Below are 12561 nucleotides of genomic sequence, written 5' to 3'. Positions count from 1 at the left end.
AAAGTTCACATTGAGGTGGCTTATGAAGTTTATAATATTAATATTTTGTCTTTTTTTAACTGCATGTAAAAATACACCCGCAATTACTGCGGCTCAAAAAGTACAGTTATCCAGTCTTATAAATCATTCGCTTTTTGAGCGCTTGGACACTCCAACCGAGCAAAGCATTTTTGAATTGCCTCAAGCAGAAAAGCAAAAATTCTTAACCTATGCAAATGAAAATCTAGCAGATACCCGAGCTGATCAAGTTATTTTTAATTATCTAGAAGGTCGGTTAGAAAACTTCAAGTACCATGGCGATACACTTACTTCAAAGCAAGCCCTTAAATTATCGCAAGGTAATTGCATTAGTCTAGCGGTACTAACACAAAGCTACGCACAAACCTTAAGTCTCGATACAAGTTTCCAGGAAGTGACCAGCGAACCGGTGTATGCCAAAGAAAGCAACATAGTCTATGTGGCTAATCACTTTAGGACAAAGGTATATGCTCCCAAAGTAAAGAAAGAAGATAATTATATCGAATTTATTAGAGCAGGAACACTGATAGACTATTTCCCGACTCAAGGTAGTATCTATTCTGGTAGTGCAACTTATAACGATTTGCTAGCTAAGTTTTATAGTAACTTAGCGGCAAACGCACTTGTCAAAAAACAATTTAATACGGCTTACTCTCTTATTTTACAAGCGAATAAATTTACACCAAATGATGCAGAACTATTTAACATAGCTGGTATTTTACATCGCCGAGTTGGTGATTTACAAAGCGCTAAAAACATCTACCAAACAGCACTTAGCAATAACGAGATAAGCATTAATTTAATCAGCAACTATAAGCTTTTAGCTGAAGAGTTAGGCGACAAAGAGCTTGTTAAAGAGCTCACCTCACAATTAGTTAATAAAGAAAAAGACCCATACGAATTATTAGTGATCGCTAAAAACAACTTACAAGCTGGCCACGTTCATCAAGCTAAAGCAAACCTTGAGCAAGCCATTACTAAAGCGCCTTACATTGCTGAGTTATACTTGGAACTCGCAAAAGTTCGCTATCGACAAGGCAATACCAAACAAACACAAACCTTACTTGAAAAAGCAATTAAACTAGAGCGTGATAACCAAAAGCTCGATATATATCAAGCTAAGTTACTATCCTTGCAGATGGAAAAGTAACTTAGCCGATTAATATTTATAACGAATAATAGAAGCTCAGCCAAGCACGCATTTCATCTTCAAAACTGACGCCTTCTACTCGCGACAGCCCCATATTAAAGGTTAAATCATTTACGCCCGCAGGCCCCATCCCAAAGCTAAAATCACCTTGGTATTTTAAGCCGTAGCTTTGTGCGTATACGGTGTCGTCGAGTTGATGTTGCTTATAATAAAGCCACGGCATGCCTTCTTTAAGGCTAAAGCCGCCACCGTAGCCTTGATAGCGCTTTGCAGTTGCGCTGTAAAAGGGCAGATCAGATGAAAGTACATGTTCACTACTTTGTTGCTGATTAATAAGATTTGAGCTAAAACCACCTAATGCAAGGCTATTGTCATCACGCTGTTTTTGATCAAAGTTTGCATAAAGAGGAATACCAAACGCCTTACCAAAAATTTTGGCGGCTAAATCGTAGCCTTGCCAATTGCTACTTTTACTACTGCCATCGTACCAACTCGCATAAACACTTTGGCCTATCGCAAAATCTTGACGATCATATTGCCAATTTTGAGCAACGCCTAAACGCGTCCAACTTTTATGGCTTATCTTATAATCAGTGTAATTGTAGGCAATCTCTGGCGTTAAACTTAGCTGCCCAAATTTAACTGGGTAACTTACTGCAGCAAAACCACCACGGGCATCTATGTCGGTATTTAAACTTGCTTGGTACTGGCGCGATGTATTTAAATCATAGTCAAACAGTGCAAGTTTCAGTTTTACATCAAGCGCATTATATTTTGCCTGCACATAACCACCGTGCAGTGCTCCATCGTGTAAATCAGTGCTATATCCCGCTTGCAAGTCGAGCTGCTTTAATAAGTCGCTACTTTTAATGCTTAAATCTAACAAACTGGTAGAAGCCGAATAATACTGTGTTCCTAGTGCAAAAGTAGCGTGCTGATCGAGTACGTTGTAATTTGTCTGCTGCGTTGTTTGGTGCGTATATATTTTAGCTTTTGGAAGCGTATGTTCGTTTACAATTAGCAGCGGTGCTTTTTTGTTAGCCGAAAATTCAGTAACTACAGTGCTTTTTATAGCTTTTGGCAGTGTTTTTACATTTGGCCCATCTGCGGTTATCGAAAAATAGAGTAACGAGCCATCAGCCATTTCAATTGGGTGAGCAACGGCCTCTTGTCCTTGGGTTAACTTGGTGAGTGTTTTACTTTTAATATGATAATTGTAAATATCGGTGGCGCTATTTAAGCCTGCAACAAAGTAAAGTGACTCGCCATTAAAACTAAAGCTCGGCTGGCTTAAATATTGATACCCGTTTGGCATAGGTACTAGTTGCTGTTGTTCGCCGCTCACATCTTGTATATACAACTGCCAGTTTTCATTTAATGACGTTGATAAATAAGCTAATTTAGTTTCATCAGGACTGAGTATTGGGTAATCGTAAGTTGTCTCAAGGCTTTTTGTAAATAATGGTGTGATGGTTTGCGTATTGAGTTCAACCTTTACTAATTCAGAGTAGCCATCTCTTATTTGCTCGCCATACAAGGTTTCGCCGTTACTGGTTACTTTAAAACGACGTATACCAGCAAGTTCGGTAAGTTGTGTAATATTTCCAGTGTCAGTGTTATAGCTAAATATGTCAGACACTTTGTTATAAATACCCGACTCTTCATTGCTGTACGCATTAAAATATAACGTTGTGCTATTTACCCATTGAGGGTTTGCAATACCGGCTCGATTAATTTGATTAAGCACTTGTTTTTGTTCGCGCTTAAACACACTTGGCGCTGTATCGGGGATGTCTTGTGCATCGTTTTCGAGTAGCTCTTTTTGCGCTTTAGTAAACTCTTCTTGCGCTTTAATGTTGTCATCCGTGCTATAAATTATAAGCTTGGTATTACTCTCTTTGTCTCGCTCAACAATCGCAATTTTACTACCATCTTTTGAAAGTGCGGGGTTACTTGCATATAAATTTAGCTCAAGCCAAAGTTCACTATTAAGTAACACCTCCCCTTGCTCTATTTGCATTGCTTTATAGGTATATTCAGCTATAAATCGACGATATAGCTTGGCTGCACTTTGCCCAAACACACCGCCAAATGCCTCATCAAAATCCCGCGTTTTTACGCCTTGCATTCGCGTCCAAACACTATCGAGTGTTTGCTCTGAATAGTTTTGCTCTAGCCAATTTAAAAAGCGGCTCCCCATTAAATACGCCATTGAGCCGCCCATAAAGCCCTGCTCGCCATTTAATTGCCCATAGGTTGGCAAAGCACCTTGCTGAGCAAATTCTCGCAGTATTGACTCTGAGTAGTTATCAAATAAACGCCCACGGCCCGTCATTTTAGACTCAATCAATGTGGCATAACCTTCGGCTACCCAGCGCGGTGTATCACTGTAGGTTAAGTCGTATAAATCCCATATGCCACGTACTTTTTGCTGCCAGTCATTGCGTGTTGGCTGTGCTAAGTGTACTAAGTGAATATATTCATGCAGTACAAGTAACTGCTGCCAGCCAGCGCTGTTTGATATAACGGTGTCGGATTGTGGTGGGGTTGTAAAAAGCGCCATTACAGGATTATTTGAGGTAGGTAGCGCAAAGCCATTTGCCGCATTTAGGGGATCAAACACCACTACATCAACTGTTTTATCAAGTGCTCGGTTTTGCTGCTCAAGCACTTTGATGCGTACTATTTCAAGCTCTGCTGCAGTTGATTTAGCAAAATCAGCATGCTCAACACTGTAGTGAACATTAAAATGTTCGGTATGAATAGTTTGCCAATCGGCTGCAAAGCTCGGTGCTGCTAGTAATAAAGCCGATGCGATAAGTGTTTTTTTCATGAGCGTCCCTAAAAGAATTCCTTAATACCATCTAGAGTATTATTAAATGTCTTTCATGGGCAGTAAGAAAGTGTAATAAAACATGTGAAAATGAGTATTTACACATGTTTTATTAGGGTGATTTACATCCAGCTGCGAGTATCTGACTCAATCTGTTTGATTGTAAAATCAATAATAAAGTCAGCATCTTGCTGCTTTATATAAGGCATAAATGCAAAGCCTGAAGCAAGTTGTATATACAGGCTTTTTAAGCCTGATTTTCTCATTAAGTACGTACTTATACTGCGCGCACTTTGCGCTTTATAAAGCTCAAAAACACGGTAGTGAACGCCAATCATACCTTTACGTACAACCATGTAAAATCGGCCATTATCCTCATGCATGTAATAACCATAACGCTGATACGATAAAGTTACCAAGCCAGAAAACCCCACCAAAACACCAAGGCTTATCAGAGTATTAATATCAGCAATAAAACAAAAGCCAAACACGAGTGCACTCGGTAACAATGAATAAAAGCCTAAATTTTTATACAAAAGCGCTCGCTCTGCGCGCTTAAAAGCGAGTTTTTTACTATTAAACCACGGGTAAATCCATTGGCATACACTATCAACTTGTTCGCTATTTAATACAGGTAATACTAAGGTTTGTTTATTTTTCTTAGCTGCAACACCGGCTGCTATTCCGCCGCTACTTGCTTGTAAACACTCCACGGTAAATCGCTTTAGTAATCGCCCCATTAGGTTTTGTTTAATAACAATAGATTGCACTTTATCCATGCTCATTGAAAGCTGATGGCGCTCTAACAAGCCAGCAATACGTTTAAACTTTTGACCTTTAAAATAAAGCTCAAAGTTATAAAAACGAATAAGCGACATAGTCACCGATAGCATCACAGCGACCAAAACTAGCAAAACAATTAAGGTGATCATCGCAAAAGTAGCAGCACTTGCCAGCATGCCAAGCTCTTGTTGATAAAAGCCTTCTACTTTCGCAATAATTTGCTTCTCTAAAAAATCAACAATCAGGTTTATAAAAGGGGCAACAGCAGCGATTGCTAAAATAGCCATATTCGACATTAAACCAAATTTGGCTATTTCTTTATTACTAATGCTTAGGCTGTTTTCGATAGTGTCTGTTTCGCTTTGTTCAGTATTTTGTATTTCTTGCTGTTGCTGCGCTTTAAAATCAAATATTTGTTTACGCATTTGCTGTGCGTAATCTTGAGTGACGCCAGGTAAAACAACTTCTTGTGACACACTGCCTGCGGCATCAAAAATACAATTAACTAAGTTTACAGGGATAAAATAAAATGGCTCGGCAATATTAACGTTTTGCACACGGCCAAATTTAAGCGTAAGTCGCTCTTTTTTAAATACACCTTTGTTAAGCAATATTTCGTTGTCGCTACTAATAGAAAACTTAAAATTTAAATAATATAAAAATGAGTAAATAAGTAGCAAAATCAGCGCAAGACCGCCTGCAACCTGTGCCCAAAATAATTTATTTTCTACTTGAGTAACAAACACCACAAGCATGGGCAGTAAGTTTAAAAGGCCATCTTTTACAAACCGCACACTAAAGTGCACAACAAAGTATAAAAGTGCCCAGGGCGATACTTTTTGCCAGTAAATAGGGCTCGCTTTATCTTCGATAATTGTATTACTCATCGACTAAAGTTGCCTGAGTAGTTGCGTCGTCTTGACGGTAATTTTGTACAAATTGGCGCATATTTTTACAATCATCATGGGTTAGCCCACTAATTTGTAAATCGGCACTTACACCGCCAGCGCTAAATAATTTAATGCTCGCAAGGCTAAGTTTTCGCTCTATTGGCCCTTGGTGTATTTCCATATGCTGTACACGCGCTAAAGGCAATACCGTCACTTGTTGCCAAATAACGCCTTTTTTAAAAGCAATGTCATGATTTCGCACTGCAAAACCTCGCAACCTCACACTTATCATGTTGTACGCCATAGATATGGCCACCAAAATAGGCATACCAATTAGCAAATACGTTTGTGCCTTATTAGCAAAGGCTTCATTAAAATAACAAACAGCAATAAGCGCTCCAATTAGCGGAATATAAAACAGAAGCGAGCTAAGTTGCGCATGTAATAACGCTTTGTTAGCCAACGGCTTAAAGCTAATATCACCATGCTTTGGCAAATCCATTATTTGTTGATTGTTAAACACTATTTATCCCTATTACTGCTTTAATTACTTACCAACTAATGGTGGTTATTAAGGTGTGGCTTTGTTTTGGCTCAAGCGTTACTTTATCGCCTAAAACATTAGCGGCCTCTAGGCAGAGCATTGTTTTATATTCATCATCAGCAAAGTTAGATAAGCGTTTTGACTTTTCTATCCATGGGTTCCACAGTACACACGAACTTGAATTTTCGCGGCTCACATTAATAACACCTTCTGGCGTATTAATGGTTTGCTCTGTATTTGCTTGTGTATAAACCATGTCGGTTTCGCGCTCAAAGCTTACAATGTCATTTTGTACAAATGGCCCCTCACTAAACTCAACATATTGCGCGCCTTGCAACCCATCAACATGAGTATTTGTAATGTCTGAGGTAGGAAAATAGGTATGCAGTGCTTGAGTAAAGCTAAATGGCACACTTCCTAAGTTAGTGGTCGTCAAGCGAACCTGTAACTTATCGCTTAACACAAACTCAACTTTGAATGCGGACTGATGCGGCCAATACGTTGTATTAACAAGTTTCATGGGTAGCTTCAGACTAACTGTAATTTGCTCATCAGATTCGTGTACTTCATCGGCTTGCCATACGCTTGTGCGCGCAAAACCATGGGCTGGCCATCCATCATTAGCATGTGTACCAAACCATGGCCAACAAATTGGAATACCACCTCGAATACTTACACCTTCTTGATAGGTTTCGCTCTGTGACACCCAAATAAGCGGCTTGTTATTTTTAGGAATAAACTCGGTAATTTGCCCACCTTGCAAAAATATTTTTGCATCGCACTTTGCACTAGCTATTTTAATAAACTCAAGACCGGTTTCGCTTTGCTCAATGCTAACTGATGGCGATAATTTCATACCTTCCCCTATAATACTGATACTAAAGATTTTTAATATTTGTGCAAAAACAATAATGCATGCTTAAAGTATACGCTATTGATATTAAATATTGATTGCTGAATTTGTTCATTGCCGATTAATACATCTACAGTAAACTCACAAACAATTACTTTGTACTAACAGCTGTAGATGAACAATACTAAAGTCTATGTAATAAGACTTGCCAATTATTCACAACCTACGTACTGTGCGCAAGTTAATGTATACAAGATGCTAAGAATATTTAATAAATTTTGAACAATATAATTTTACATTAGTTTCTGCTCTAAGCATTAAAAACCAATAAAAGCGGGTTGAAATACAATATATAATTTGAATTCAATTTATTTGATGTGTAACATTTCGCGATTACGGCAAGCTATTGCTTTTTCGACGAGATAAAAAAATGCAGAAATATGACGAGTTATTAGTTTCTTTACGTAAAGTGATCCGTGCGATTGATTTGCACTCTAAGCAACTAAATAAAACAGCGGGTTTAACAGGGCCACAACTGCTTATTATGCAGGAAGTTTCCCAAACAAACGGCATAACTGCCAGTCGTATTGCTCAAAATGTCAATTTAAGCCCAGCAACCGTCACAAATATTCTAGATAGAATCGAAAGTAGAGATTTAGTAACACGCGTACGCAGTCAAATGGATAAACGACGAGTGAGCTTATACCTCACAGAAAAAGGAAAAGAGTTACTTGAAAAAGCACCTCAGCCATTGCAAGAACACTTCATTGAAAAGTTCTCTGCACTTGCTGAATGGGAACAGAGTCTTTTACTCTCGTCAATGCAGCGCGTAGCCGCAATGATGGATGCTGACAAATTAGATGCATCTCCCCTACTAGAAGTTGGTGCGCTGACTCAAGCTCCTAAAGAATAAAAACACATAAGTTTTGTACTTACTCTAAACGTAAGGCGTTTTTTGACGCCTTGAATTTTTTATTTTTTAATCAACATCTGAGCAGCTACTATGACTAAACTCTCTAAATTAACGTTAGCATTAATTTTAAGTGGTGTTACTGGCACTTCTTACGCCACGGATCTCGACACCCTTCAAAACCAATTAAAACAACTAAAACAGCAAATGCAGCTGCTCGAAAATCAATTAATCGAAGAGAAATCCAAACAACAGAAAATCAATAAAAAGCATGAAGAGCAAGTTGCTAAAATTAGTAAAAAGGCTCAGCAAACAGCAACTGTTGTAGAGCCAGTAAAAAAAGACGACGGTATTAAATTCGGTGGTGCAATTCGCGCTAACTATAGCGTGGCCTCATACGATGAAGATAATAAAGATCGTGACGGTGATTTCGATTTTGATATTTTTCGTTTAAATGTATCAGGAAAAATTAACGATATCTCAGTAAATGGTGAAATTCGCTTTTTTGATTATATGACCGTAATTAAATATGCCTATCTAGGTTATGAGTTTACAAATGATTGGGAAGCGCAAGCAGGCATTACACAAGTGCCATTTGGTAACGGTCCTTATAATTCTCATAACTACTTTTTTAGCAGCAACTATTATATTGGCCTAGAAGATGATTTTGATTTAGGTGTTGTCGTTAAACGCAAATTGAAAGATAACTGGAAATTAGACTTAGGCTTTTTCAAAAATGACGAGCTTGGCGGTGTTGACGGATCAGCATCAGATAAAAGCCATCGTTATTCTTATGATATTGTTGGTAGCCGCAGTGCAAGCGAAGGAACATATGCAGAACCAGCTAATGAGCTTGGTGAGTACAATACCTTTGCTGGGCGTGCAACATATCAAATTAAGCACAATAAAAACATAACAACAGATATTGGTATTTCACTACTCAGTGGCGGCTTACATGACGGTGTAGATCGAGCAGGTAGTTATGGTGCATGGGCTGTACACCTTGATAGTCAGATTAATAACTGGAATATTCAGCTTCAACATGGCGAGTATGACTACGACTTAGACGATCAAAGTGACCGTATTTCGGTTGCAGCCTATGCCTATTACGATACGATTTCAAGCGAGGCAACTATGTCTAGCCTTAACGTTGCCTACAATTATTCGGTAGAATGGGGGCCTGTAAATGCCCTACAATTTTATAACGACTACAGCACCATATACGACAAATCAGACGATAGCGCCAATACATGGATGAATATAACAGGTGTGAGTGTATCGGCCGGTGCCTTTTTTACCTACTTTGATTATGTTCAAGCGCGTAACCAGCCATTTATTGGCGGAACAATGATAGGAGATGGCGATACAGAGCGTCGCTTCAATATAAATTTAGGTTACTATTTCTAAAAAAGTCGCACATAATCTATTTAACAATAAAAAAGGGCAAAATACATTTGTCCTTTTTTATTGCGTGCTGTTGTTATTTCATACCAATCTGCTTATATATTTGGTCTATTAAATGATAAAAAACCGCACTAAAACCAAGCAAAAATTTTTAACGAAATGAGTCACTATTTAATACTATATAATCATCATGTTTTTAATAAAATTGGCATAAGTACTTCGAATTACGCCTCAATTAGCCTACAATTTAATGTATCCGTAATTAAACAAAATGAGTATAAGTGAATATAAGAGCAGCCTTTGTTTGTTATAAAAATTTATGGCTAAAAATGCTAGGGCTGATACTGGTTGCACTTGGTATTATTGGCATTGTACTGCCTGTTATGCCCACCACTATATTTTTCATTTTAGCGCTCACTTGTTTTACTCGCTCATCGCCCGCGCTAGAACACTGGTTACTTAACCATCCTCGTTATGGGACTACATTACAACAGTGGCAAGCTCACAAAGTGGTTCCCGTTAAAGCAAAATGTTATGCCGCCATTGGCATGTTAATTGGGTTTATATTTTTACTGTACTCTACTGCCCCGATTTGGGTTATTTACCTCGTTGCAGCGATAGAAATATCGGTAATGATTTACCTTATCTTAAGGCCCTCCACTCCACCTAAGTACTAAACGCATCCCTACAAATACCCTCTACTTGTAAAATCTTAATGTAAAGTTAAGTAAGTAAATTTGTAATGACTAATGCAAATCATTATCATGTTGTAAATTTTACAACATTAAACTATTTATGGCGTTTATTAATAAGCGAACTTTGTATAGTACAAGTCGCGCTCTACATATTTATATTTCTACAGCTTTGTTTTTTCTGCTTATTTTGTTTTGCGTTAGCGGCATTGTGCTCAACCACATTGACTGGCTTAAAAACGATAAAAATAACGGCCAAGTAACGGCGGCAATTCCAGCTGAGTTAGTTACCAAAGCGAATGAACAGCTAAATACGTTACCTACGCTTTACCCTGAAATAGAAGCTTACCTAGCCGAGCAATATTCACTTACAAAAGTAAAAAGCATTGAGTGGGAAAAAGAAGACGCGCTTGTCATGCTCGACTACCCACTACCTGCTGGGTTTGCCTACGCAGAGCTTGACTTTACAACTGGCGAGCTAAATCTTGATTACCAAACAGGTGGCTTTTTAAGCCTTATTGGCGACTTACATAAAGGCCGCCACAGCGGTGAAGTATGGAGTTTAGTGATTGATATATCTGCCGTACTAATGATTATATTTGCCATCACCGGCATGATTATTTTGTTTCAAAATAGAAAAAAACGCTTAGCAGGAATATGGATAACTTTACTGGGAGTGGCAACTCCACTGGTTATATATTTATGTTGGGTTCCACAAATAAAAGGAGTGTCTTAATGGTTAAATTTAAATTATTTATAAGCACCGCATTACTGCTCGTAGCTGCGTTTTTTCAAACAACGGCGCATGCGCAAACACCACAGCTAGAGGTTGAATTAACGCTTCCCGACTTAGAAGTACAACCGTATCACCGCCCATACGTTGCAGTTTGGCTTGAAACACCAGAGCGCAAACACGTTACAACGCTTGCACTTTGGGTGCAAAAAACAGAATGGTTTAAAGACTTACGCCAATGGTGGCGTAAAGCTGGTAAAAGCGATGCCAACTTTGACGGCATTAGCGGCGCAACAAAACGCGCAGGTACTTACACCATAAATTGGCAAGGTAATGATTTAGACGGTAACCCAGTAAAACCTGGTAAATACTTACTAAATATTGAAGTTGTACGCGAAGAAGGCGGCAGAGACTACACCCGCGTTGAGCTCGATTTAACTAAATCAGGCAAGCTGACAATTGATGGTAAAAACGAGTTTTCTAAAAGCTTCGTCACTGTAAGCACTAAGTAGCTGCTACTTAATCATTTGAATTTAAGGAAATACAATGAAAATTAATTTATTAAAAACCGCATTAATCGGCGCATTGAGCTTATCTGCTTTAGTGTCAACTTCAGCAAGTGCACACGGACGCTGGTTACTACCTTCGCATACATCTTTATCAGGCGATAAAGCGCATTACGTAATGATTGACGCTAGTATCTCTAACGAAATATTTGCACCAGACAAAGCCTTTAAACCTAAAGAAAAAGGCGCCGAGTACGACGACACATTATTAATGGCACTTGCGCCTAATGGTGAGCCAGTAAGCGACACTATTCGTGCTTATTACTTAAAACGTAAAAGCTCAGCTGCTGTAAGCTTAACAGAGCAAGGCACTTACCACATTGCAATGACCCAAAAGCCAATGTACATGACCTTCTACAAAAATGAAGAAGGTAAGCGCAAGCGCGTATTTGGTAAAAAAACAGACGCAAAATTACCAAGCAATGCAAAAGATGTAACGACAACGAAGGTTGTTTCAACAGTAGATACATTTGTAAGCCGAAATGGCACCTCAAAACCTGCACAGTTAGGTTTAGGCTTAGAGCTTAGCGGTCCAACGCATCCAAACGATTTATTTGTAGGTGAACAAGCACGTTTTCAGTTACTACAAGATGGTAAATCTGCTGGTGAAGGCGTTGAAGTAAGTATTTTAAAAGGCGACACACGCTACCGTAACGAGCGTGGCGAAGTAAAAGTAACGACCGATAAAGACGGGATGTTTACAATTACGTGGAAAGAGCCAGGCCTATACCTAATCGAAACCTCTAACAAGGTTACCGTAAATGAAGAAGGCGTAGATGCAGGACGTTATGCATTATTTACAACGCTTGAAGTTGCCCCTGAATAATTTAAATTACTAAATTTAAAAAATTGAAAGGCCAAGCATTTGCTTGGCCTTCTTACGTATTACTAACTTTTATCTAAAATCCCCTTGAATTCGCAACCATTCGACACAAGATTGCAACTACAACGATCCAAACGCCTATATCACGCGTAAACACTGGGGCGTGTTGGCCTTTGTGGATTGAAATTTGTTCAATCTAGGAGCGATTTAATCGCGGCGCGAGGTTTGTAACCTAGTGGGCTAAGTAAAAACTGAGTAACAAAGAGTTAATCGTTCCTAGAAAGAACCCAAAGGGCTGACGAATCCCCAAAACGTGACAGGCACAGCAATTTATGATCTTATGTAAATCACCACAACCCACA

At 38.7% G+C, this 12561-nt stretch carries 11 protein-coding genes; 7 read left to right on the top strand and 4 right to left on the bottom strand.

Annotated features, from left to right (window positions below; genetic code table 11):
• Positions 1-22 precede the first annotated feature (22 nt).
• On the top strand, positions 23-1168 hold the full coding sequence (locus tag DC53_RS14320; protein ID WP_033028893.1) for a tetratricopeptide repeat protein: 1146 nt from the start codon (positions 23-25) through the stop codon (positions 1166-1168).
• A gap of 16 nt (positions 1169-1184) precedes the next feature.
• Here the strand turns inward: DC53_RS14320 and DC53_RS14325 are convergent, their stop codons facing one another.
• From DC53_RS14325 to DC53_RS14340, 4 genes are all read right to left on the bottom strand, one after another.
• A complete protein-coding gene (locus DC53_RS14325; RefSeq protein ID WP_033028892.1) occupies positions 1185-4001 on the bottom strand; it encodes a TolB-like translocation protein in 2817 nt (938 codons plus the stop codon).
• 122 nt (positions 4002-4123) lie between these two features.
• Positions 4124-5671, bottom strand: a complete 1548-nt coding sequence (locus DC53_RS14330) for a PH domain-containing protein (RefSeq protein ID WP_033028891.1) — start codon at positions 5669-5671, stop codon at positions 4124-4126.
• The gene (locus DC53_RS14335) at positions 5664-6197 is read right to left on the bottom strand and encodes a PH domain-containing protein (protein ID WP_033028890.1); all 534 of its coding nucleotides are present in this window, start codon (positions 6195-6197) and stop codon (positions 5664-5666) included. The genes DC53_RS14330 and DC53_RS14335 overlap by 8 nt, the downstream gene beginning before the upstream one ends.
• A gap of 28 nt (positions 6198-6225) precedes the next feature.
• Entirely contained in the window at positions 6226-7074 is an 849-nt protein-coding gene (locus tag DC53_RS14340) for a D-hexose-6-phosphate mutarotase (RefSeq protein WP_033028889.1), read from the bottom strand.
• A gap of 427 nt (positions 7075-7501) precedes the next feature.
• Here DC53_RS14340 and DC53_RS14345 point away from each other — a divergent pair, with 427 nt between their 5' ends.
• The 6 genes from DC53_RS14345 to DC53_RS14370 all read left to right on the top strand — a co-directional run bounded on the left by DC53_RS14345 (position 7502) and on the right by DC53_RS14370 (position 12202).
• On the top strand, positions 7502-7984 hold the full coding sequence (locus DC53_RS14345) for a MarR family winged helix-turn-helix transcriptional regulator (protein ID WP_007377393.1): 483 nt from the start codon (positions 7502-7504) through the stop codon (positions 7982-7984).
• Between the two features lie 90 nt (positions 7985-8074).
• Positions 8075-9388: a putative porin gene (locus DC53_RS14350; RefSeq protein ID WP_008136080.1), complete on the top strand. Its 1314-nt coding sequence runs from the start codon at positions 8075-8077 to the stop codon at positions 9386-9388.
• A 278-nt stretch (positions 9389-9666) separates the two neighbouring features.
• The gene (locus DC53_RS14355) at positions 9667-10062 is read left to right on the top strand and encodes a YbaN family protein (RefSeq protein ID WP_033015673.1); all 396 of its coding nucleotides are present in this window, start codon (positions 9667-9669) and stop codon (positions 10060-10062) included.
• Between the two features lie 118 nt (positions 10063-10180).
• Complete coding sequence (locus DC53_RS14360; RefSeq protein WP_033028888.1) at positions 10181-10813, top strand: PepSY-associated TM helix domain-containing protein; 633 nt, start codon at positions 10181-10183, stop codon at positions 10811-10813.
• The gene (locus tag DC53_RS14365) at positions 10813-11322 is read left to right on the top strand and encodes a DUF2271 domain-containing protein (protein ID WP_033028887.1); all 510 of its coding nucleotides are present in this window, start codon (positions 10813-10815) and stop codon (positions 11320-11322) included. Before DC53_RS14360 ends, DC53_RS14365 begins: the two co-directional genes overlap by 1 nt.
• A gap of 34 nt (positions 11323-11356) precedes the next feature.
• Positions 11357-12202 (top strand): DUF4198 domain-containing protein, encoded by an 846-nt coding sequence (locus DC53_RS14370; protein ID WP_008136072.1) that lies wholly within the window; start codon positions 11357-11359, stop codon positions 12200-12202.
• Positions 12203-12561 lie beyond the last annotated feature (359 nt).

This window comes from Pseudoalteromonas fuliginea, from assembly GCF_000690055.1.
Classification (GTDB): domain Bacteria; phylum Pseudomonadota; class Gammaproteobacteria; order Enterobacterales; family Alteromonadaceae; genus Pseudoalteromonas; species Pseudoalteromonas fuliginea.
Note: the sequence above shows the minus strand (reverse complement) of the source record. Positions and strands in the feature narration are given on the sequence as shown.

Excerpts from the sequence above, each read along its gene's own strand:
- DC53_RS14320 (WP_033028893.1), top strand. The coding sequence starts at position 23 with ATGAAGTTTATAATATTAATATTTTGTCTTTTTTTAACTGCATGTAAA.
- DC53_RS14325 (WP_033028892.1), bottom strand. The coding sequence starts at position 4,001 with ATGAAAAAAACACTTATCGCATCGGCTTTATTACTAGCAGCACCGAGC.
- DC53_RS14330 (WP_033028891.1), bottom strand. The coding sequence starts at position 5,671 with ATGAGTAATACAATTATCGAAGATAAAGCGAGCCCTATTTACTGGCAA.
- DC53_RS14340 (WP_033028889.1), bottom strand. The coding sequence starts at position 7,074 with ATGAAATTATCGCCATCAGTTAGCATTGAGCAAAGCGAAACCGGTCTT.
- DC53_RS14345 (WP_007377393.1), top strand. The coding sequence starts at position 7,502 with ATGCAGAAATATGACGAGTTATTAGTTTCTTTACGTAAAGTGATCCGT.
- DC53_RS14350 (WP_008136080.1), top strand. The coding sequence starts at position 8,075 with ATGACTAAACTCTCTAAATTAACGTTAGCATTAATTTTAAGTGGTGTT.
- DC53_RS14360 (WP_033028888.1), top strand. The coding sequence starts at position 10,181 with ATGGCGTTTATTAATAAGCGAACTTTGTATAGTACAAGTCGCGCTCTA.
- DC53_RS14365 (WP_033028887.1), top strand. The coding sequence starts at position 10,813 with ATGGTTAAATTTAAATTATTTATAAGCACCGCATTACTGCTCGTAGCT.
- DC53_RS14370 (WP_008136072.1), top strand. The coding sequence starts at position 11,357 with ATGAAAATTAATTTATTAAAAACCGCATTAATCGGCGCATTGAGCTTA.